General features: G+C 38.1%; 14 protein-coding genes and 1 tRNA gene. 3 read left to right on the top strand and 12 right to left on the bottom strand.

Going from position 1 to position 23,681, the window contains the following annotated elements; translation table 11 throughout:
• Nucleotides 1–159 precede the first annotated feature (159 nt).
• On the top strand, nucleotides 160–1,836 hold the full coding sequence (locus H3R33_RS05535; RefSeq protein WP_232342125.1) for a sugar MFS transporter: 1,677 nt from the start codon (nucleotides 160–162) through the stop codon (nucleotides 1,834–1,836).
• Between the two features lie 168 nt (nucleotides 1,837–2,004).
• Here the strand turns inward: H3R33_RS05535 and H3R33_RS05540 are convergent, their stop codons facing one another.
• The 3 genes from H3R33_RS05540 to H3R33_RS05550 all read right to left on the bottom strand — a co-directional run bounded on the left by H3R33_RS05540 (nucleotide 2,005) and on the right by H3R33_RS05550 (nucleotide 4,458).
• Nucleotides 2,005–2,517 carry a GNAT family N-acetyltransferase gene (locus H3R33_RS05540; protein ID WP_198184760.1) on the bottom strand — a complete coding sequence of 171 codons (513 nt, stop codon included), beginning with the start codon at nucleotides 2,515–2,517 and terminating at the stop codon, nucleotides 2,005–2,007.
• Nucleotides 2,518–2,597: 80 nt separating this feature from the next.
• Entirely contained in the window at nucleotides 2,598–4,277 is a 1,680-nt protein-coding gene (gene ettA / locus H3R33_RS05545; protein ID WP_198184759.1) for an energy-dependent translational throttle protein EttA, read from the bottom strand.
• Nucleotides 4,278–4,384: 107 nt separating this feature from the next.
• A tRNA-Ile gene (locus H3R33_RS05550) sits at nucleotides 4,385–4,458 on the bottom strand.
• A 288-nt stretch (nucleotides 4,459–4,746) separates the two neighbouring features.
• Here H3R33_RS05550 and ppa point away from each other — a divergent pair.
• Nucleotides 4,747–5,271 (top strand): inorganic diphosphatase, encoded by a 525-nt coding sequence (gene ppa / locus H3R33_RS05555; protein WP_198184758.1) that lies wholly within the window; start codon nucleotides 4,747–4,749, stop codon nucleotides 5,269–5,271.
• A 145-nt stretch (nucleotides 5,272–5,416) separates the two neighbouring features.
• On the opposite strand, the gene H3R33_RS05560 is transcribed toward ppa, so the two are convergent.
• From H3R33_RS05560 to H3R33_RS05600, 9 genes are all read right to left on the bottom strand, one after another.
• Entirely contained in the window at nucleotides 5,417–6,172 is a 756-nt protein-coding gene (locus H3R33_RS05560) for an ABC transporter ATP-binding protein (RefSeq protein WP_198184757.1), read from the bottom strand.
• Nucleotides 6,173–6,178: 6 nt separating this feature from the next.
• Nucleotides 6,179–7,114 carry an ABC transporter permease gene (locus tag H3R33_RS05565; protein ID WP_155566520.1) on the bottom strand — a complete coding sequence of 312 codons (936 nt, stop codon included), beginning with the start codon at nucleotides 7,112–7,114 and terminating at the stop codon, nucleotides 6,179–6,181.
• Nucleotides 7,111–8,178: an ABC transporter substrate-binding protein gene (locus H3R33_RS05570; protein ID WP_198184756.1), complete on the bottom strand. Its 1,068-nt coding sequence runs from the start codon at nucleotides 8,176–8,178 to the stop codon at nucleotides 7,111–7,113. Before H3R33_RS05570 ends, H3R33_RS05565 begins: the two co-directional genes overlap by 4 nt.
• Nucleotides 8,179–8,329: 151 nt before the next feature.
• Nucleotides 8,330–9,604 (bottom strand): glycosyltransferase, encoded by a 1,275-nt coding sequence (locus tag H3R33_RS09225; protein ID WP_198184755.1) that lies wholly within the window; start codon nucleotides 9,602–9,604, stop codon nucleotides 8,330–8,332.
• Between the two features lie 70 nt (nucleotides 9,605–9,674).
• Nucleotides 9,675–10,703 (bottom strand): hypothetical protein, encoded by a 1,029-nt coding sequence (locus tag H3R33_RS05580; protein WP_198184754.1) that lies wholly within the window; start codon nucleotides 10,701–10,703, stop codon nucleotides 9,675–9,677.
• A gap of 116 nt (nucleotides 10,704–10,819) precedes the next feature.
• A complete protein-coding gene (locus H3R33_RS05585; protein ID WP_198184753.1) occupies nucleotides 10,820–13,906 on the bottom strand; it encodes a glycosyltransferase in 3,087 nt (1,028 codons plus the stop codon).
• Nucleotides 13,907–13,941: 35 nt separating this feature from the next.
• Nucleotides 13,942–15,798, bottom strand: coding sequence for a tetratricopeptide repeat protein (locus H3R33_RS05590; RefSeq protein WP_198184752.1), 1,857 nt, complete (start codon nucleotides 15,796–15,798; stop codon nucleotides 13,942–13,944).
• Nucleotides 15,799–15,833: 35 nt separating this feature from the next.
• Nucleotides 15,834–17,402 (bottom strand): HlyD family type I secretion periplasmic adaptor subunit, encoded by a 1,569-nt coding sequence (locus H3R33_RS05595; protein WP_198184751.1) that lies wholly within the window; start codon nucleotides 17,400–17,402, stop codon nucleotides 15,834–15,836.
• A gap of 1 nt (nucleotide 17,403) precedes the next feature.
• Nucleotides 17,404–19,674, bottom strand: coding sequence for a peptidase domain-containing ABC transporter (locus tag H3R33_RS05600; protein ID WP_370552685.1), 2,271 nt, complete (start codon nucleotides 19,672–19,674; stop codon nucleotides 17,404–17,406).
• A gap of 438 nt (nucleotides 19,675–20,112) precedes the next feature.
• On the opposite strand from H3R33_RS05600, the gene metH reads away from it, so the two are divergent.
• Entirely contained in the window at nucleotides 20,113–23,610 is a 3,498-nt protein-coding gene (gene metH / locus H3R33_RS05605) for a methionine synthase (RefSeq protein ID WP_198184750.1), read from the top strand.
• Nucleotides 23,611–23,681: the final 71 nt, after the last annotated feature.

Below are 23,681 nucleotides of genomic sequence, written 5' to 3' on the forward strand. Positions count from 1 at the left end.
TTACGGTTTAATTAAAAAAAACCTTTTTAACAGACACTTTTTATGCTTTGCTATAATTTATGAGTTCTTGTTAAATAAATATTGCCTTTCTATATTTACCTTAAAAAAGAAACCATCTTGATATAAAATATAACCCTAAATAACAAGGGAATTAAGTTTATGAGTCATTCTTCAAATGAAGCGTCATCCATAACAACTCAAGACAATAAATTTACCAATTACCCTATTGCCTTAAGTGTTATTTCAATCGTGTTTTTCATGTGGGGTTTCTTAACCTGTCTAAACAACATTTTGATTCCACATCTCAAAACCGTCTTTAACCTTAATTACACACAAGCGATGCTGGTGCAATTCACGTTTTTTGGAGCATATTTTTTAATGTCTGTTCCAGGAGGCAAAATTGTATCTAGGCTTGGCTATAAAAAAGGAATCATTACCGGATTGATTATTGCCGCCATTGGAACATTTTTATTCTGGCCGGCAGCAACAATTGCCAATTACTACTTTTTCCTTCTTGCCCTATTTATTTTGGCAACCGGCATTACCATCCTGCAAGTTTCAGCCAATCCTTATGTCACACTTTTAGGGCCACAAAAAACAAGTTCTAGCCGCCTTAACATGGCCCAGGCCTTGAATGCCCTTGGGACGACTGTTGCTCCTTATCTTGGCAGTATTCTAATCTTAACCGGTGCCGCTTATACAATACCCAACAGGATTGCATCCGATCCACAGACCATCCAGTTAATTTCAACTCTTGAAAATAATCCAACAAATGATATAGAGGCAATTTTTGCAAAGGCCTCCAATGAAAATGTTGCTTATGCTTTGAAAAACATACCTCCTTATGTATACGAAAAGCTTCCGGATTCCCTAATCCAACAAAAATTACAAAAATTTTCCCCCGAATTAATTGGAACAACACTAAACAATATACCAACTGAAAAAAAATTAAGCTTATTAAGTCATTTCACCGCTGAACAAATTGATCAAATTCCAACCGGATCCTTGGTTGAAGCTCTTGAAAGCTTTTCAACCCTGAAATTGCAACCAATTGATCAGGAAAATCTCACACAGCTCAAACAACATATTTCTGATTCAACCAATACTAAAATTGAACAGTATCGTAAAGAACAAGCTAAATCTGTTCAAACTCCTTATGCAGTGCTTGGAATTATCCTTGTTTTACTGGCTGGCTTTGTAGCAATCTTTAAATTACCTACCAACAAAGACGACAATCAAAACCAACAGATACAAAACTATAAACTTTCTGACGTGTTCAAACATCCTCATGCAGTTTTGGGCGCTATAGGAATCTTCTGTTATGTTGGTGCCGAAGTCGCATTGGGCAGTTTTATGATAAATTATCTGACCCTGCCAGAAATAGGCAGAATGTCTGAACAGCAAGCTGCACAATATGTTACTTTATTCTGGGGAGGCACCATGGTTGGCAGGATTGTTGGATCAGCCGTGATGGTCAAAAGTTCGCCAAGTAAAATGCTAAGTTGGTGTGCAATTATCAATCTCTGTCTTTTATTGACAACCATGTTTAGCACAGGGTACGTTGCGGTTTATTCCATTGTGGCGATTGGGTTGTTCAACTCTATAATGTTCCCAACCATATTCTCACTTGGTATTGCAGAAATGGGCCCTCTAACAGAACAGGCATCGAGTTTGTTAGTTATGGCTATTGTTGGTGGTGCAGTCGTACCGTTCATTCAGGGAATGCTAAGCGATTCCATTGGAATTCAGCATGCTTTCTTTCTAACCCTGATTTGTTACGCATTTATTCTATATTACGGTGCCAAAGGCTCCAAACCAAAAAAGGTAACAGCATAATTTATTCATAAGTATAATTCTTTAAAAAATCTGGAATCTGGAATACGGATGTGCCTTTAACTGAAAAAAATTTTTTTTGTCCGTATTCTGGATTTTTCATGTCTGCATAAAAATTACAATATACATTATATCTTTTTAAATTTTGGTCGGACTATACAATCATTCTCTCTACGATAATACACTGACATAGGTTAGCATCTTGTATCCATGACGCATGAATTGCTCCTCAACATTCATGCCAATACTTCCAAGAATACGACGAGAGGCTATATTTCTTTCTTTGGTAACCGCCACTATCCGTTTATACCCACGCTCATGGGCGGCCGATAGTACAGCAAATGCTGCCTCACGGGCATATCCTTTCCCTTGCGCCCATCCCCATAGTGCAAATCTCAATGCATGCCCACGGTTATCATTGCGCAAGTGTATCCCTGTTATTCCCAAAAATTGACCTGTTCTATTTTGAATATGCTTGCGGACAGTATATATGCCAATCCTATGTGATCCCCAATAAAGAATATCTTCAGCCATTTCCTTTTGCACTTGCCATGAAGATCGAACACCACCCAACATACTACTAAAGGTCAATACATCCGTTTTTAAAGCCAAAATATCCGGCATATCCTGCCAATTTACCGGCGATAAAATCAAACGTGAAGTTCTTAAATCCAACCAGTTCACAGATATCAAAACTTACATAAAAAGCCCATCATGATAAAAATCATATGGGCTTTTTCAATTTAAATCAATAATAACCGAAATTATCGTGAAATTGGACGATATTTGATACGACTAGGTTCTGTTGCATCAGGGCCCAGACGCCGTCGCTTATCCTCTTCATACGCTTCAAAATTGCCTTCAAACCATTCGACATGGCTATCCCCTTCAAATGCAAGGATATGAGTTGCAAGACGATCCAGAAACCATCGGTCATGGCTGATGACTACAGCGCAACCGGGAAATTCCTCCAAAGCCTCTTCAAGAACACGCAAAGTGTCGAGATCAAGATCATTGGTTGGTTCATCCAGCAGGATTACATTGCTTTCCTGTTTTAACATTTTGGCAAGATGAACGCGGTTTCGTTCACCACCGGATAGAACACCAACCTTTTTCTGCTGATCCGAGCCCTTGAAATTAAATGTTCCAACATAGGCTCTCGAAGGAATTGCCCGCTTACCCAGATAAAGGACATCCGTCCCACCGGAAATTTCTTCCCATACGGTTTTATTAGGATCCAATTCATGACGGGATTGGTCAACATATCCCAACTTTACCGTATCACCAATACGTATCTCACCTTCATCAGGTTTATCAGCACCTATAATCATTTTGAACAAGGTTGATTTACCCGCACCATTTGGACCGATTACTCCTACAATCCCTCCAGGAGGCAATTTGAAGTTTAATTTATCAATTAGTAAACGGTCACCAAATCCTTTGCTGAGATTATCCGCTTCAATAACAACATTACCTAAACGGGGGCCAGGAGAAATATAAATATCCGCAACACCTGTTGCCTTTTCCTGGCTTTGAGAAAGCATTTCCTCATATTTTGCAATACGGGCCTGGCTTTTCGCCTGACGTGCCTTTGGTGAGGAATTGATCCATTGCTGTTCTGCCGCCAAAGCCCGTTGACGTGCACTTTCCTCTTTTTCTTCCTGAGCCAGACGTTTGCGCTTTTGTTCAAGCCATGAAGAATAATTACCCTCGAATGGATAACCACGGCCACGCTCAATTTCCAAAATCCAGTTCGTAACATTATCCAGGAAGTATCGATCATGGGTAATCAGAATAACGGTACCAGCATATTCCCGTAATGTCTGTTCTAACCATGCCACACTTTCCGCATCAAGATGATTTGTCGGCTCATCCAATAAAAGTATATCTGGTTTTTCCAGCAACAGGCGACACAGGGCGACACGACGTCGCTCACCTCCTGATAATTTATCGACTCTTGCATCAGCTGGTGGACAACGTAACGCATCAAGGGCAATTTCAATTTGACGATCAAGTTCCCAACCATTACCGGCATCAATTTTTTCTTGCAGATCAGCCTGTTCTGCCAACAAGGCATTCATGGTGTCATCATCCAACGGCTCGGCAAATTTCATTGAAATTTCGTTAAACCGATCAACAGCCTTTTTTAAAGGGCCAAAACCTTCGGCAACATTTTCACCAACCGTTTTAGTTTCATCCAGCTGCGGTTCTTGTTCTAAATATCCAACCCTGATTCCATCAGCTGCCCAGGCTTCCCCGCCAAATTCCTTATCCTTACCTGCCATAATGCGTAATAGAGTTGATTTACCCGCACCATTGACCCCAAGAACACCAATCTTTACCCCAGGCAGAAAAGACAAAGTTATGCCTTTAAACACTTCACGACCACCGGGATAAGCCTTTGTCAAATCTTTCATCACGTATACATATTGAGGCCCAGCCATCGTTAAGAAGCTCCTTATATCATCTATCTAGTATTAAATATTTAGGGGGAAGAACCTGAGACAATCACCGTTATCTTTTATTGCCCTCAGGCTGGATAAAAAGCGTCTGCGCCTGGCAGGACTCGAACCTGCAACCAGGCCGTTATGAGCGGTCGGCTCTAACCAATTGAGCTACAGGCGCGTTGACGCAGCTCATATTTGCCGCAAAACAATCATTTTTGCAAGCGTTTTCTTTACGTTTATCCGAAAAAACTTTGATTATTACCCATTCCATTCAATTTCATTTATCCATAATCCTAATATCATCAAAAGTTTTGGGATATATTTTTATAATTTTTCCAAAATGTTAGGATCAAGTCCAGATATGACTATCAGGTCATCCCTGTTTAGCAATTTAACCCGTTTCAATATTGATAAATCAACGGCAATTCGCTAGTATTTCTGTTTTAAATAATAATGGAACATGATTATGGATCTTTCTAAGATTGCACCGGGCAAAGACGTGCCTAATGATATTAATGTTGTTATTGAAATTCCCAAGGGTTCAAAAGTAAAGTATGAAGTTGACAAAGAAAGCGGTGCTGTTTTTGTTGACCGTATTGTCTTTACCCCCATGGCTTATCCTGCTGCTTATGGATTTATTCCCAACACCCTTGCAGCTGATGGTGACCCTATTGACATGCTGGTTTTGATTCCGGAAGCGGTGGTTCCAGGTTGTGTTATTCGTGCCCGTCCAATCGGTGTTTTAAAAATGGAGGATGAATCAGGCATGGATGAAAAAGTGATCTGTGTTCCACACGATAAAATCCATCCTCTATACTCGAAAATTCATGAAGTTTTAGAGCTTCCAGAAATTACCCGCCAAGAAATCGAACATTTCTTTACCCATTATAAAGATTTGGAAAAGGGTAAATGGGTTAAAATCCAAGGCTGGGACAATAAGGCAAAAGCTTGTGAATTAATTGAAACCGCAATTAAAAAATATAAAAAATAAATATATAGCTTATCAGATAAACTAGGAGCTTAAAATTTCTCCTAGTTTATTATAAAAATCATCAAAGATTAATAATGATTTTTATAATTCATCCTATTTCTTTAAATAAACGTTGAACGTTTAAATATGCTGGTAGATCTAATTTTTACCAATCTGATTGATGACCCAAAAGATGAAAAATATCTTTACGAATTTTAATCAGTTCTTCCGTGTCTCTATGCCTTGGATAATCCATATTGAGTCGAAATTCACCTATGATATGCGCTGGACGATGTCGCATGACAATGATGCGCGTTGCCAGTAACAATGCCTCCTCAATATCATGGGTTACCATAATTGCCGTGAATTTTCTTTGTTGCCATAAATGAACCAACTCTTTTTGCATTGTAATGCGAGTCAGGCTGTCCAATTTTCCCAGTGGTTCATCCAAAATAAGAATGCCTGGATCATTAACCAGGGCTCTGGCCAACGCCACCCTTTGTGCCATGCCACCAGATAATTGTCGAGGGTAGGCATTTTTAAAACTATTCAACCCGATCAGTTCAAGCATCAGTTGAACTGCATGATTGTTCTTTTCCTTACGGATTTTGAAACCCAAATTGACATTATCCCAGACTGTCAACCATGGATATAGGGTCGGATCCTGAAAAACAACCACTCTTGATGGATCTGCCTTAGAAATTTCCTGTCCATTTGCCTGAATCAATCCATTCAAAGGTTGCTCAAGCCCCGCTATCATTCGTAACAATGTTGATTTACCACATCCTGATGGGCCCAGTATGACAACAAATTCCTGTGGTTCAATTGTCAGATTAATATCATCCAATACCGGTAAATCATCATTATCCAGGCTATAACCATGACTTAAATGTGTGATGTCAATCCTTTGTTTTTCCGCCATACATCCCTACCATTTAATACTTTCTTTTTGCCAACGCAATAAACGATTCCTAATTTTAAAAAGTAGGGTCATGAAGCTTGTGCACATTACCGCCATGATGATTAAAGCCGCATACATATTTGGATAGGCAGCCCATCCCTGCGCCCATTGCATATAGAACCCGAGACCTGCTTTTACCCCCAGCATTTCCGCTACGACAAGCATATAGAAACAGGAACCCAAAGCCATGAACATCCCTACAAAAACAAAAGGTAAAGCTGCAGGAATGGCAACATGACGAATCAAGAAGGATGAGCTTGCCCCCATCGTTCGGGCAACATCATAATATCCCGGATTGACCCCTGCGATTCCTGACCATGTCAATACTGCAACAGGAAAAGCGGCGGCAAATGCCATTAACAGTTCACCCGCCAACCAACTGGATGGTATAACGGCAAAAAGTAAAGGTAAAAAAGCTACAGGTGGCAAAGGTCCAAAAAACCTCAATACAGGATGGGCCCAATAGCCAAAACGTAAAGACCATCCCATTCCTATTCCGATTAAAAAGCCAATAAGACAACCAAAAATATATCCTCCCAACAGCAACGTTAGGGAATGTAACAGGGAATCCAGTAAGCGATACCAATCTGTTATGAATACATCCAATAATTCCTGTGGTGCACCAAAAAAAGGACGCGGCAGTAGCAACCACTTTGCCTGTACAATTTCCCATCCTCCTGTAATAAGAGCCAGAGCCAGCAACCATGGTCCATAATATCTAACTTTATTAAATGGAAGCGTTACTACACAAAAAACTGCTATAATGATACATAGACAGGTAAATTCAGTTGTTCTGGGAAAATCATCAGCATTTTTGATAAAATAGGTAAGAAAAGCAGTCCCAAACCACATTATAAAAGCTGCCAATTGCGGCCAATATGCCATTTTTACTTTTTGAATCATAAAGCAAAAATGTCCTCGGTAACTTTATCGGCATACGCATTTATATCGAGAGAAAGAGGAAAAACACCTATTTGTTTTAATTGCTGTGCATAAAAAGATACATTTTGCCGGAGATTGCTGCCAATAACCTGTTGATGGGTTCCTTCTGATTCAAGAATTTCAGTTAACTGCCCAACAGTTGCCTTGGGCGCATAGGGTTTAAAAATTTCAGCCGCCTCTTCCTTATTATGATGCACCCATTGACCTGCTTCCAGAATTGCCTGAGTAAGTGCCTTGCCTACCAATGGATCTTTTCTTATCAATGACCCTCTTAAACCGACAACACAGCAGGCGATTTTTGCCCATTCACCTGACATATTGGAATCTATAGTGACAAGATGATGTTCCTGCTTAAGTAAATAAGCCAAGGGATCATCCAGTCCTGCAGCCTGGACCGCCTGACGTTTTATAGCCAAAGGTAGAATGTCAGATGGAAACTGACGCCAATTTACGTCTTTTTCAGGATCTATCCCGATTTCCCTGAAACGCATGCTGAAAAAATTTTTTGCAGGTCCACCAATATCTCCAACACCGATTGTCTTACCTTTCAGATCTGCTAGATTCTTTATGGAACTTGTACCAGAAGCCAATAAATGCAAACAGCCAGAATGTAACCCCGCAACAAGTTTAACATCAAATCCCTGCTGTAAAGGTTTCAACCAACGCAGGGCCATACCTGACGCACCATCAGCCTTACCTGTCGACATTGTTTCCAGCATTTGGTCGACAGATCCTGCAAAATCAATAAAATTTACATCCAGATTATATTTACTAAAAAAACCCTTGGCTTGTGCAACTGGAAAGGCAACCGTACATATTGAATCCGCACTCCAAGCAAGTGTTATTTTTCTTGCAGCCCCCTGAAATTTTTGCATTGTTCCCAAATTAGGAAAATGACTATCCCCAGTTTGAGATTGCTCTTCAGCGAATGCCTGATTTCCATAACGACCGGCGATAAAAGCGGCACCAGAAGCCATTAGAAAAGAACGCGTAAATTTACGACGGCTGATGCGATCAAAATCCATAAGGTTTTTCCTTATTATAAATCAGAGAATTTGGCAAAAAACGTATATATCAGTATTTTTCAATAAAATACAATTTTAATATAACTTAATTTAAAAAAAATTGTAATATACAATAGTTTAACGTATTTAAATTCCCTTTTACGGATATGATCTACAGCTCCTCTCCAATCATGGCAGGGGATTTACCTAGACTTAGATCTGGCGTTCGATGATTTATAAGATCATCGATTAATGTATTATAATTATTTAAATAAATATCCATTGAAAGAGATCGTTCAGCCTCTTCCCGAGAAAAATGTCTGATTTTACTTGAAAGATCATTATTTTCAAGAACCTCCAAAACATTATCAGCAAGTTTTTCTTTATCAAAAAAAGGTGTCAGAATTCCAGTTTTCTGATGAACAATAAATTCTTTGACTGGGTCAGTATCACTGGCAATAATCGGACAACCCATCGCCATCGCTTCTCGTAAAGACCACGATAAAACAAAAGGATAGGTCATATACACATGCGCATCTGACCGTTTTAAAAGTTTGCAAAAAACGGGATAAGACAAAAGCCCGGCAAAATAAATTCTAGTGGGATCCAGTTGATTACCCAACTGTTGAAGAAAATAGTGTTTCCAGGTCAATTTACCGGGAAGCGCAGCACCATAACTGACTTGATCCCCACCAACTATAACGATTTTTGCGTCTGGACGTTCTTTCAAAATTTTGGGTAAGGAGCGCATAAGAATATGAAACCCTCGATAGGGTTCCAATCCACGGGCAACATAAGTGACCAATTTATCTTTGGGGTGGATGATGAAATCCTCAAATTTCATTGTATGATTATATATATCTGCATCAGGACTGCAAATCTTTAAATCAACCCCTTCTCTCAACACTGTAATTTGTCCACGCGCCCATTCAGGATAGGTTTTCCACTGAAACAACGTAGGGGTCTGTCCCCAACCTGGATTATTCGCAGAGATTAAATTAATGGTATTCTTGATTCTGACCCGTGACGGAAGCAGTTCATCAGATAAAAATTCCGGATCAAATTTAACATCCAATCCATCTGAATGATAATAGAACTCACAATATTTCAATATTGGAACATCAGGATAAATATCCTGAACATTCAACATCTCCCCCCATCCCTGATGACCAATAATGATATCAGGGACAAAACCTAGCTGTTTTAATTTTTTAAGAGTTTGGTAAACTTCCTCTCCTCTTTTAACGGCCTGATGTAATTCGTTCAAGGAAGAGTGCAATTCATTTACGGGATCAATTTTACCGTAAAAGACATTCCGAATTCCCCCAATTGTTCGCCTCGTCACTTGACTGACAAAAACAATTTCATTATCAGGCTTTCCCGCAAGATATTTTATTATATGTAAATACTGACCGGGGAAATTTTGATGTATGAATAAATATTTCACAATTTTAACGAGCTAATTCAATAATTATTAATTAAACATAATTAATTTTGGTAATCAATATTGGTTAAAATCAGCTTTCAGTTTTTTTCTGATTAGATGAAGATTTATGTTTAGCATTTTTAACCTTGATATTAGTTCTTGGTTTTATACTCTTCACATTGCTGGAACTAACATGAGTTCCAGGGACTTCCTTGCTATTTTTTCCCTTGTCATGATCAATCAAATCCAGGCTAAATGCCTCTAGAGGCGCAATGGTTTCCGATGAAAGAATGGTATCATCATCGACAGGACCTAATTTAGTTCCATCTATAAAGGTTGCTTTCACGGATAAGGTATATTTTTTCGCGGCATCACCATTCAATCTAACACGCAAACCGCACAAGGGAAGTGACATTCCTCTACTTCCACAAAATTCATTACCCTTATACCAGGGAGAAAACCACCCTTTTCCCAATACAGCCTGATATTCAATATCTTCTGGCTGTATACGATCATCTAATGACAAACCGAATCCTTCAATCCATGTTTTACTGTCTGGAATACCAATCCAATCTCCAAGTTCGACACTAACGTCACCAAGACGTTGAACATGGGCGACAACACGCATTTTGCCTTCTTTTTCAATTTCATTCTGTTGTTGAGCTACCGCACGCTTTGACTGTCTGGCTATTTTTTCATTGATACCCGAATTTTGATTGCCCAATCCATTTGTCAAATTATTTGAATTATCATTTTCAGAAGCATCATTAAGTCGAATAACCTGTAATTGAGGTGCGGGATAATTATTTGATGGATTCCGATAAACTGTTACAAGAACCAAACCCGCATCTCCCGAAATACGTACTAGAACAGCATTTTTTTCAGCGCCTAGCCACCCATCATTTTCAAAAGTCTTGATCTCAACTGTAGCGTTCTGTTTGAAGGGAGGAACAGAAATACGCAGTCCAGGCAAACCAAATTCATCAGCTGGAATTTGATTGGCAACATGATAAATACAATATAATCCAGTGTCCAAACTCATTAAATGACCATTTACATTTAAATCAATAATTCGTTGTTGATACTGATTATTATTTGATTGATCATCAGACTTTGACATTAATATATTTCCTTTTTAAAAGATGGCTAAGTATAGCAAAGTTAAAATAACTAAATAATATTTTATTAAAACTAATAAAAAATTAATAATTTCTCAAAACAAATTTTAATTTTTATTTAATGACCAACATATTTACATTCTTTTAATAAAAAATCATTCTGTTTGGCAATAGATAAATTTAACGAAATGACATTTCCTCGTCCAGTTCGCTTAATTCTTTCAGCAATAGCACCAATATCGTAACTTATTGTCCTCAATCCAGCCCGCCAAGCAATGCTTAGTGAATAACACCAGGTTTCCGGACAAATTGACGGGAAAAATGCAAGATCAGCCTCTTGTTCCCGCACCATGGAAACTGCCTCTTCCTCCTTATATTCTCCTGTTACAAATATGCGACCGGAACGCATTAGCAAATCATCATCCACGGAACGACCAACCAATACAAACTCAATCGGCAAATCACGCTTATCAGCATCTTGAAGTAAGGCAAGAATGACATCAAACCCTTTTTCCACTCCAATCGCACCTATTAAGCAAATACGGAAACGGTTTGAACTATTATCTCTAACTTTGATCTTTCCATTCAACTGGCAGGGCTTTTGAGAAAAGAATGTTAATTGTTTCATAGTGAGATCAGGACGATCGTCTTCGAGAAATTTTAACGCCAACTGTCCCAATTCTGGAAAATGTTTTGAAACACGTTTAAATGCATCATTAGAAGGCACATAAACAGCCCTTGCCTGTTTTAATTCCTTCCATGAATCATGCCACCATTTTTCCATATCAATGAAATTAGGGCTTTCTTCTTCCTTCCACAAACTATTTACACAATTTTGACAAATCTGCAAATCATTCGGATCTCCACAATAATGCATGGTTTCATTTAACAAAACGGTTCTCGGACAAAAAATCAGATAGTCATGAATATATACATCATAAGGTTTATTTATTTTAAGTAATAAATCTGTCATCAATTTATGATGTTTTTTCAAATGATGTATTTCACACGAATCTACAGAAAGAAATTGTAGAAAATTTAGGCATTTTTCTAATTCATGAGGAAAATAAAAAATTAGATTGGGAAAAATCAGGTTTATTTCTTTTTCCAAATTTCTTTTTGATTTGAATTGAATTTCAATCTGACAGCCATCCTCCAAAATTGTCGGTCTGATCAATACTGGAATAAAACCTTGGGAACGTAAAATATCTGTTCTTTCTTGAACCGCCCTTTCCACTCCTCCACCAAATTGATGCGTGACCAGTAAAACAAATTGATACTTCTCATGACGTTTCTTTTGAGCATCAAACAGGATTTGAATTCTATATAGATCAATATTTCGACGGAATGGCAATAACGGATCATCACGTATGAAATCCTGTACCATTTCATCATATCCTGGATAAAGCCGATTGAGAATTTCCGTATTTCTTTTCCCTAATAGTTTTTTTGCATACGCAAATGAAACACCCCCTTTATGTCCTATAAAACAATCAGCTGCCAAAACATGTTTCCAACCCAAATGCCGTGCACGCATGCAAAAATCATTTTCCTCACCATATCCCTGGGCAAATAAATCCTCACGAAACAATCCTGTTTGCGCCAGACAGTCATGTCGGATAAACATGCAAAAACCATGTGCCGTAGGTATCTCTATTAATTGATGCCCGTTTATTTTTTTAAATATTTTTGAAAAATGAAAAATTGTTTGATTATCAGGCATCAAATTCTTCTTATCGTGATAAGGATAAGAATAAATACCCGCATCATTTGAAAAAGGAGTTACCGTTCCAATATTTTCTTCCTGATAAGCGGCCCGACAAAGCGTTTCGGTCCATTTCCCTCCTACAAAGGTATCACTATTTAACAAGATAATATCGTATCCAGGCCAAGCCTTCATACCACTGTTAACAGCAGTGGGAAAACCCTTATTTACCTTATGATTAATGCAAAAAACTTGCTGGTCATCTATGAATTTCTTTAATGAAACAACCAGTTCCTTATCAGGAGAAGCATCATTAACCAATTGAATCTTTACATTTTCCGGTACACTATTCAATACGCTCTGAAGTGCATCCAATGTTATCTGTTTTCCCTTATAAACAGGTATGACAATAACTATGCCCTCTGATGATTTTTTATCTATTACTGGGTCATATCCTTTATAAACTGCTTGAACAGGAAAAAAATGAGCTACATTTGAAATTTTAATATTTTTCTTATGATATGCAGGGGTTTGCATATGGATTAAAAAAGTTTTTGCCCTGAATTCCAAGCTTGGATCCAAAGGACTACCAATTAAATGACGCAAAAACTCATCTTGAACAGAATACATTCCGGCAGAAAAATCATGGATGGGAATTCTAAAAGATTTTGCCTGTAATAAAGGTGTTTCAAGAGTAACAACCTCAATATCATCCTTGGGTTGAAATTGATGATAAATCTTTCCCTTATAATCTTTTATAGTGATCAAAGGTATTCGACTGGGCTCGGCTGGACACCAAACCCACCCGATTAATGTTTCATTCTTAACTTCTACAAACCCAATTGTTAGATTAATTGACTCCAAATCAACAGGACTGCCTACAAAAGGAACACCATCTTGTTCAATACGTAATTTTTTATATTTTTTCTGCCAGCCTGAAGGCAGGATAATTTTTGGCTGATTTGTTTTAATAAATAATTGATTATCCAAATAAATACTGACTGGATAATCATTAAATGAATCTATCCATATTTCATTTAATGAGCCCTTGATACAACAACAGCCGACAATATTTGAAACCTGTTTCAAGAGATTAATAGTCAATAACCATGTTTCCGGGGATGGACTGTAATGAGAAAGAAAATAATTCAAAATTTCAATTAATTGTTTTGAGGATTTGCGAGAAGAATAAATAACTGCTTGTGCTATCCAGCCTTCATAGAAATCATATTGCTTCAATAAAGGCTGCAATAAATCATGGGCACCCTCTAAATTACCAGTTTTTAGATTTAAAACTGCCAAATCAAAGATAATGTTCGGATTGCCTCGTGTTAAATGATGCGCTCTACACATCCATTGAAGTGCAATCTCAATTTGTCCATTTTGCTTAGCTTCTTGGGCTTTTGAATATGCAATCTGTGCATTCTTTCTTAGTTTTTCGAGCCCTTCTGCTTTTTTTCTAGCGTAAACCACTAATTGTGCTTTATTTTTTCCTGACACAACGCCTCACAATTAAGCAATTAAATATAAATTAGCTATGTGTCTTGAAATATAAACAAACCAGGAGCCACTTCCACTTGTTTATTTTTAACAGGTTTCAAATCTTGCTGATTTATTTCCTCATCTAGTGCATTCAATACCAACCCTGCTTCTTTTTCCCCATTATCTTTTGCTTTTTCAAACCAATAACGCGCTTTAGCTATATCTTTATTTCCCGCTAAACCGTCATATAAATAACGTCCCAACATCAGCTGAGCTTTTGAATGACCCAATTCAGCAGCTTTTTCAAACCATTTTTGAGCTTCCTGCCTATTTTCTCTTAAATGATTTCCACCCCCATAAATTGCACCCAATGAAAACATGCCCGATGCATCACCTTTTTCAGCAGCCTTTTTAAAAAATTCTAAAGCTTCCTGAATATGAATTTTTCCATCTTCCGTTTTCCCTTCCGACAAAAGGGAAGCCCATAATAATTGCGCTTTGACTATCCCATGCTCCGCTGAAGACTTGATCCATTTACAAGCTTCTTTAAGATTTTTTTCCCCAGCAATTCCCTGCAACAACATGCGCCCATACCAATATTGAGCTTCTGCATCTTCATCACAACAGATTTGCAACCACTTTTTTGCTTCTTTTTCTTTGTTTAAATCAACTTCAGAATTTTTATTGTTTGTCAATGCCATCGCTAATTTTAACATAATTTTCTTGTTGCCTTTTTCCGCTTGGGGACGCAAATAATTATCGACGACTTCTTCTACAGAAATATATTGAGAATTTGTAAGAGCGATTTCGGCAAGAATATCTAACGCTGGCAAATATCCTCTATCCGCAGCAAATTTATAAAGATCAATTGCCTTATCTACAGCCTTAACAACTCCTAAACCATTAAAATATAAATATCCCAAGGCAAAAGCGGCACCAACATGCTGTTTTTCTAAAAACGCAAACTGATACCATTTTATAGCCTCAGTATAATTAGGTGGTATATCCTTATTACCTGATGCCAACATATCGGCCAATACCGAAGCAGCCTCTACATCCCCACCTACGGCAGCACGTCTTAACCAAGTTTCAGCTTCAATGAAATTCCGCTCAACTCCATTTCCTTTTCGTAAGGCAATGCCATATAATGCTTGAGCCTGTCGAATACCCAATTCCGCAGCCTGTTTATACAACTGAACAGCATATTCATGATTAATTTCAACCCCTTTTCCAGTTTCATACATAATAGCCAAGGTATAAATCGCCGTACCAAGTCCATTTTCAGCTGCAACTTGCAATAATGCAGCCGCTTTGGAAAAATCATCCTGGGTTTTGCTAATTTTTAATAAAAATAATCCTTTCCCCATATAACCTTGCGGTGAACCTTGGGAAATTGACTTATCATACCATTTTATTATTTCATCAAATTGATTTTGTTCAGATGTGATTTCTGATAAGAGGTAAGCATAGAGGGCCTGACCATCAGCAGACCCATTTTCAGCTACTTTTTGAGCCCAATAACGAGCTTTTTCATAATCGGTTTTCAAGTCATCGGAAACTTTAGCCTGTTTTAGGGTAAATATATCATGTCCCGTTACTGCATTAAGTTCGGGAAGTCCACGCATATATAATAATGCAAGCATATATTCAGCGTCATTATAGCCAGCTGATGCTGCACTTTCAAACCATAAAGACGCTTCTTGCAGGCTAAAAGCAACTCCATGTCCATTTAAATAACATAAAGCCAGGTAATATTGAGCTTCAGGGGATTTTAAAGATGCGCCCTGTGAAAAACAATTATATGCTGAAACATATTCTTTTCTTTCATAATGTTTTTTCCCTTTATTCAAAAGTTTTTGAATTTTCTTTTTTCTGATTTTATTCAAGGGATTAAAAAAAACACGCATCATAAATTTCCCAATTCAATTTCACCTTATGTTTTACATTACTGTGGATCACGCATTCCTTCTGTTAACTTAGGTACAATACCATTCATTAAATACTGAGCCGCTGTTCTTTTACCAACATGAACATCAGCTGTAACAGTAAGTCCAGGGGTTGGATGAAAAAAATTCGGTATACTGTGCAAAGTGTATTTATTGATTTTCAATCTTACACGATAAAAAGGTTTTTCTCGAAATTGTAAAGGTGCTGCACCCCGACGATTACTCATATCCTGACCTGTATCACCAGGCTGAAAGACATCGGCACTAACATTTGTTACAACTGCTTCCGCTCCACCATATTGTGTATAGGGAAAAGTATCAAATTTTATAATCGCTTTATCACCCAACTTCATATATCCAACATCCGCATCTTGTACAGCAGCTTCAACCTCCAAACCTGTACCAACAGGTACTAGAGTCATAAACGGCATTCCAGAATTTAGTATAGAACCAACAGAACCTTTTGAAATTGATAGTACGATTGCATCCTGTTCGGCCCTCATCAAAACTTTTTTACGACGAAGTTTTGCCTTTTCATACTCTCCCTTATCTTTTGCCAATTGTCTTTGAATTAAAGTTAGATTTTTATAAACTTCACCCTTCCAACTTTCAATGTAGGCCTGTTTATCAGCTAATAAAGATGCTATTTTCTTTTGCGTGGCATTCGCTGATTGTTGTGCTGTTATTAATTTATCCTCAACATCCATTAAAGTATCTTGCGAACCCAAAGTTGATAAGCGACTTCCCACTTGTTGTTCCTGCAATTTTTTCCGCATCAAATGAATATCAGATGCAACTTGCAATCTCCCTTTCAATACAGCAGTAGTTGCGAGAAAGTTTTTAAGTTGAAACGATTGTTCGTTGATTTTCTGGTTGAAACCATCAACTTTCGCATCATACTCAAGTTTTCTTTTTATAAAACTATTCCCCTGTTCTACCGAATAAGGATTAGATGGGTCCACTGTATAGTTTTTATTAGCAGCTTCGGCCTGCAAACGGTCAAATTCAGCCTGTCCACTTTCAACTTGTAAACGTTGATTATCAATATCAGCCTGTTGAATTGTCGGATCCAAATGAGCCAAAACCTGTCCTTTCGTTACAAAATCCCCCTCTTTAACATCAATTGATTTAATAATACTCTCTTCCATTGGTTGGATTAACAAAGGTGGATCCACTGAAACCAGTCGACCTTGAGCTGAAACCACTTTGTCAAGTGGAAACACACATAACGCGATAATGGAAAAAAGCGCCAAAGCTCCAATAACCCAAGTAATATACTGGGCAGAAGCCGTTGGCGGCATATTGATAATAGCTGCAGTAGGTGAAGTAAACTCTAGTAAAGCTATCGGCATATCAGCTTGAGATTCTGTCTCGTTATCTGCTGCAGGCAAATATCCTTCTGGTATGCTTGTCTGTTCATCAGTCGATGAAACATCTTTTTTTTCTGAAGTTTTTTTTATTTTTTTTTCAGTAGTATCTGTCAATTCATTAGAAATATTAGACTTTTCATTGTTATTTTCAGAATTCACATTTCCTGGCAACTGATTTTTATGATTATCATCCACCATTTTATGTTCCTTCCGTAATTACAGGTTTCTGGGCTTCATTCTTTTTTGAATGCTTTCTCTCATCAACATGTCGATTTTGCTGCAACCATAAAGTACGATAAATTTCGCAGGTTTCTAATAATTGTTCATGTGTTCCAATTGCCTGCATTTCACCCTGATCCATAACCAGTATTTGATCACAATTAACTAATGATGATAATCGATGTGAAACAATAACCATCGTTCTTCCCTTGGCAATTCGCTCCAAATTGGCATTAACCAACGCTTCACTTTCAGGATCAAGAGCGGATGTTGCCTCATCTAGAATCATTAGTTTTGGGTCTAGAATAACAGCTCTTGCAATTGCAAGACGTTGCCTTTGTCCTCCTGAAATATTCGTTGAACCCTCTTCGATAAAAGTGTCATATCCTGCGGGCATACGTTCGATAAATTCTTCAGCGCCAGCCATTCGTGCTGCCCAGATAACCTTTTCCATCGTCAATCCGGGACGTCCAGCGGTAATATTATCCCTAATTGTTCCACGAAACAAAAAGTTGTCCTGTAAAACAACACCAAAAGAGCGTCTTAAATGGGTAAGATTGATTTCACGCAAATCTACACCATCCAGCCTTAGAAAACCTTCATAATTTCGGCTAACGCCTTGTAAAAGACGCGTTATAGTGGATTTACCGGATCCACTTCGTCCTACCAAACCCAACATCGTACCTGCTGGAATTGAAAAATTTAAATCCTTTAACGCCCGACTACTTCCCCCAGGATATGTAAAATTAATATTTTCAAAGGATAGCGCACCAATAATCTTTGGTCTTAATCCTGTAGTCAACGCTTTTGTTTCCGTTGGATTATTTAATATTTCCCCCGCTTGAAATAATGAGGTTTCTACTTCTGTTATTACGGTCATTAATTTAGCCAACCCAACGAGAGGAGCCGCGACACGACCTCCCAGCATCATAAAAGCAACAATTGCACCAGCATCAACTCCCGCTGTTGGATTGGTTATACAAATAAAGGCACCAATAAGAATAATCCCTCGATTGATAAAAAAATCCAACGGCATAACCAATGTTTCAGGCCAATTTTGCATACGCGTTGTTGATAACCGCCATTTACAAACCTCAGCAACGATATTATCCCATTCACGACGACGTGAAGGTTCCAAAGCTAAAGTTTTAACAGTTCGTATACCCGCAACGGTTTCATACATTGCTGATCCACGTGTCATTTCCGCTTCAATACGGTTACTATAATAATATGTTAAGGGTTTAATAAAAATAACCACAATTAAACCTATTAAACCTGCTGCAACAACGGTCAGCCATGCTAAAATAACACTAATGTAAAATAAGAATGGTAAAATAACAACTAATGTAAACAAATCCAGAAAAGTTGTCATTAATCGGCCCGTGATAAAATCTCGCACCTGATATATCTGAGAAACCTTTCCGATCAAACGACCAGTCTGTTGTCGTTCAAAAAATTCCAACGGTAAAGAAAGCAAACGATTATAGGTATGAATTGAAATACGAGCATCCAAACGTGTTGCCATAACGTTGGTAATCTCTCGTCTGGCATAACTAATTAAAATTTCATAAAAACTTAAGACAATCAACAATCCACTAATCGATACCAGTGTCGCCATTGATTGAAAAGCAACCACCCGATTTACAACCTGCATCACTATAAAAGCAGGAAAAATTTGCAAAACGCTGATTATCATCGAACTTATTGAAATATCACGCAAGGAGGCACGTTCACGCAATACCATTTTGAAAAGCCATTTAAAATCGAGCTTATCTTCACTTTCAGACAGGTTTTTATTTTGCTTTACAAGAAGAATATCACCTGTCCATGCCTGCCTTAAACGGACTTCTTCAACAGGAATAGGAGGTTCACCCTCTCCCTTCAACGGATCTCTTAAAAAAACAATCCTTTTTTCAGGATTGACACCCACCATCAATCCTGCGGAACCATCCTTAAACATTAGTACTATGGGAGGTGAATTGTACAAGCGTATCAAATATCGCCATTTCAAACGCATCCCTTTAGCAATCAGCCCCTGACTATTCAACCAGCGTGCCAAGGTTGCCGGGGATGGAGAGTCTTCACCAGGCTCAGCTGCAAAATCACGTATATCAAGATCAACCCCATGATATTTTGCAGCTGCCATTGTTGCCCGTAAACGAATCATCATTGGGGAAAGCTTCTGCGTTTTCCCTTGATTATTGCTTTGCCCTGCTCCTGACTGTATGGAGCCCTTATCTGGTTGATCCACCGATCATCCTTTATCAATTAAATTAACAAAATATTTTACAAATTTTTAATAAGAACAGCTTTTTTTAATATGCAGTCTTCATTATCATAAATTCATTTGACCATTAAAATAAACAATAAAATCATTTCCTTAATTAACTATATCAATTAATGCTTTGCAATTTTTCTGCCAAAATATCATTATCATTTTAATAATTCAATTCTTTTCATGCTGAATATGCAATAAATACTATAATGAGTTTTACCCTATCATTCTTTTCACATATCTTCAAACCGGACTTGGAGTATCAAAATTAATTCAAATAATTAAAATGCGAAATGGACCTCTTATTCTTTTTTTTATTTATTTAATAAATTTCATTTTATTAAAATTATGGTAGATATTTCAATTGAGTATCCTGATTTTAATAAATAAAAAATGCTAACATCAAGGTTTTCTATGTCCAAACAAAGTCAGCTTTTGAATCAACTTCATGAACAGATTCTTTTATGTGATGGAGGAATGGGATCCATCATTCAAGCACTTGACCTCGATATTAACAAAGATTTTTGGGGAAAGGAAAACTGTACAGAAATCCTTAATTTATCTAGACCCGATTTGATTAGGGATATTCATAAACGCTATTTTGCAGCAGGTGCAGATATGGTGGAAACAAATTCTTTCGGAGGATCTTCCATCACCCTATCCGAATTTGACCTTCAGGACCAAACAAGAGAAATCAACAAACGTGCCGCTGAAATTGCCAATGAAGCCGCAAATTCATTTGCTGATAAAAAAAATAGATATATTCTTGGATCAATCGGACCCGGGACTAGACTACCCTCCTTGGGAAATATTGATTATGATTCACTTGAAGACGCTATTACAGAGCAATGTAGAGGTTTGATTGAAGGAGGTGTTCACGCTTTTTTAATTGAAACATGCCAAGATCCACTTCAAATCAAGGCTGCTGTAAACGCAACCAAGATAGCATTAAAAGAAGCTGATATTTTTTTACCAATCTTTGTACAAGTAACCATTGAGACAACAGGCACCCTTCTTGTTGGAAGTGATATCGCTGCCGCAGCGACCGTCATTGAAGCGTTGGATGTTCAAATGATGGGAATGAATTGCGGAACAGGTCCTCGGGAAATGGCCGAGGGTATCAAATGGCTATCTCAATACTGGCCGCATTTAATTTCAATGCAACCTAACGCAGGATTGCCAGAACTCGTCAACGGTAAAACGCACTATCCACTTTCTCCAGAAGAAATGGCCGTTTGGATGTCCCGTTATATAAAAGAACAGAAAATAAATATGATCGGTGGTTGCTGTGGAACTAATCCTAATCATATTGCTGCATTTGATCAGATGCTCAAAAACGAAGCGGCTTTGGGGGGATGCTTCACAGACCGACCAGCCTGTATACCCAGAAGTTCAATATGGATTCCCTCGGTTTCAAGTCTTTTTACCCCCACACCTTTAAGACAGGAAAATAGTCTGTTTTCGATTGGGGAACGCTGTAATGCCAATGGCTCTAAGAAATGGCGTGATTTACAGGATCAACAAGATTGGGATGGATGCGTTACAATCGGTCGTGAGCAACTGAAAGAAGGATCAAACGCCCTGGATGTTTGTATGGCTTTTGTAGGTCATGATGAGAAAAAGGATATGAAGGAAATTATTCCTCGCCTCACGTCATCTATCAATGTTCCTCTCGTTATAGATTCTACTAGTACGGAAGTGATTGAAACTTGTCTTAAACTTCATGGTGGAAAACCCATCATTAATTCAATCAATTTTGAGGATGGTGAAGAAATAGCGGCCCATCGTTTAAAACTGGCCCGTAAATTTGGTGCCGCTGTTGTTGCATTAACCATTGATGAACAAGGAATGGCACGAACACCTGAAGACAAATTACGAATCACCCGTCGATTAGTTGATTTTGCCTGTAACAAATATGGCCTGCCTCACTCCGATTTGATGATTGACCCTCTTACCTTTACTATTGCCACCGGAGTAGAAGATGACCGTAAACTGGGTTTATGGACCTTACAAGGGATCAAAGCCATCCACGATGAATTCCCTGACATTCAAATTGTGCTCGGATTATCCAATATATCATTCGGACTTAATCCAGCCGCCAGAGCAGTTTTGAATTCTGTTTTTCTTTATCATGCCCAGAAAATGGGAATGACAGCTGCCATTGTTCATGTTTCTAAAATACGGCCCATGCACCTTTTGGACAAAGATGAAGTTAAAGTCATTGAAGATTTGATTTTTGATCGAAGAACTGATGATTATGACCCGCTCAAAAAAGTTTTAGAAATTTTTGCTGATCGTAAAGCCACACAAGTGGCAACTCGCGCTATCGCTACCACCATTGAAGAACAATTGCATAACCGAATTGTAGATGGAAATCGCAAAGGTTTGGAGGATGATTTAAAAAAGGCGATGGAAACCTATGCCCCCCTTGAAATAATCAATTCCCTTTTACTTAATGGCATGAAAACGGTAGGGGAATTATTTGGATCCGGGAAAATGCAGCTTCCTTTTGTCCTGCAATCTGCCGAAACGATGAAGGCAGCCGTATCCTTTCTTGAACCTTTTATGGAAAAGAAAAATAATGAAACCAATGGTACGATGATCTTGGCGACAGTTAAAGGGGATGTACATGATATTGGCAAAAATCTTGTCGATATCATTTTAAGCAACAACGGTTTCAAGGTTGTCAATCTAGGCATTAAAGTACCTGTAGCAGACATGATTAAGGCAGCAAAGGAACATAATGCTGACGCGATCGGCATGTCTGGATTATTGGTCAAATCAACTGTTATCATGAAAGAAAACCTTGAAGAAATGGCGCAACAAGGCCTCAGCATACCTGTCCTACTCGGAGGAGCAGCTTTAACACGTGCCTACGTTGAAGAAGATTGTGCGGAAATCTATAAAAAAAATAACGGGATGGTTGCCTATGCCAGGGATGCCTTTGATGGTTTGACACTTATGGAACAATTAACCCATGGTGATTTAGGTAATTATCTTGCTGCCCAAAAAATCAAAAATAAAAGACTCAAACGTCCCGAAAAAAAGGAAAAAACCATTGTAGTTCCTCTTTCCATGGAAGAATCATCCTTGCGAAGAAATAAAATGACTTCTCACGAACCTCCCCTCAATCCACCATTTTGGGGTGCGCGAAAGTTGGAAACCAGTTTAAAAGCTGTTTTACCCTTCCTAAACGAACGTTCTTTATATCAATTGCAGTGGGGAATGAAAAAGCAGGGAAAAACGCTGGAAGAATTCCTGCAAGATGCGAAAACAAATTTACGACCAATACTATATAAATTGATCCAACAATGTGAACAGAAAAAAATCCTTCAACCACAAGCCGTTTATGGTTACTGGAAAGCCGCTGCGAGCGCTGAGGACCTAATCCTCTTCGATAGGGATGGGAAAACCGAATTGTGCCGATTTACCCTTCCAAGACAGCCTGGCAATCAACGCATTTGCATCACTGACTATATCCGGGATTATAATGATCCCATTCGTGACGTAATTGGCTTGCAAATTGTCACTGTAGGTCAAAAAGCTTCAGACACAGCCAGAATCTGGTTTGAAGAAAACCGTTACCAGGATTATTTATATTTGCATGGTTTATCTGTTGAAATAACCGAGGCAATGGCTGAATATACGCATCAACGAATGAGGGCAGAGCTAGGTTTCAGTAGTGAAGATGATCCTGATATGAACAAGCTGTTGATGCAAAATTACCGCGGGTCCAGATATTCGTTTGGCTATCCCGCTTGCCCTAATCTTGAGGATCAAAAATATATATTGAATCTTCTTGACGCAAAGCAGATTGGAATCTCCCTATCTGAAGAATGGCAATTGCATCCAGAGCAGTCAACGTCAGCTTTGGTAATTTTTCATCCTAAAGCAAAATATTTTATTGTATGACAATAAAAATATGAATTTTCATTGACGCAATAAACATTCACATTTAATTTAGGTGACAAAATTTAAATTAG

Origin of the sequence: Commensalibacter sp. B14384M2 (genome assembly GCF_016101865.1) — a bacterium.
Taxonomy (GTDB): Bacteria; Pseudomonadota; Alphaproteobacteria; order Acetobacterales; family Acetobacteraceae; genus Commensalibacter; species Commensalibacter melissae.

Excerpts from the sequence above, each read along its gene's own strand:
- H3R33_RS05535 (WP_232342125.1), top strand. The coding sequence starts at position 160 with ATGAGTCATTCTTCAAATGAAGCGTCATCCATAACAACTCAAGACAAT.
- ettA (WP_198184759.1), bottom strand. The coding sequence starts at position 4,277 with ATGGCTGGGCCTCAATATGTATACGTGATGAAAGATTTGACAAAGGCT.
- ppa (WP_198184758.1), top strand. The coding sequence starts at position 4,747 with ATGGATCTTTCTAAGATTGCACCGGGCAAAGACGTGCCTAATGATATT.
- H3R33_RS05560 (WP_198184757.1), bottom strand. The coding sequence starts at position 6,172 with ATGGCGGAAAAACAAAGGATTGACATCACACATTTAAGTCATGGTTAT.
- H3R33_RS05565 (WP_155566520.1), bottom strand. The coding sequence starts at position 7,114 with ATGATTCAAAAAGTAAAAATGGCATATTGGCCGCAATTGGCAGCTTTT.
- H3R33_RS05570 (WP_198184756.1), bottom strand. The coding sequence starts at position 8,178 with ATGGATTTTGATCGCATCAGCCGTCGTAAATTTACGCGTTCTTTTCTA.
- H3R33_RS05580 (WP_198184754.1), bottom strand. The coding sequence starts at position 10,703 with ATGTCAAAGTCTGATGATCAATCAAATAATAATCAGTATCAACAACGA.
- H3R33_RS05590 (WP_198184752.1), bottom strand. The coding sequence starts at position 15,798 with ATGATGCGTGTTTTTTTTAATCCCTTGAATAAAATCAGAAAAAAGAAA.
- H3R33_RS05595 (WP_198184751.1), bottom strand. The coding sequence starts at position 17,402 with ATGGTGGATGATAATCATAAAAATCAGTTGCCAGGAAATGTGAATTCT.
- metH (WP_198184750.1), top strand. The coding sequence starts at position 20,113 with ATGTCCAAACAAAGTCAGCTTTTGAATCAACTTCATGAACAGATTCTT.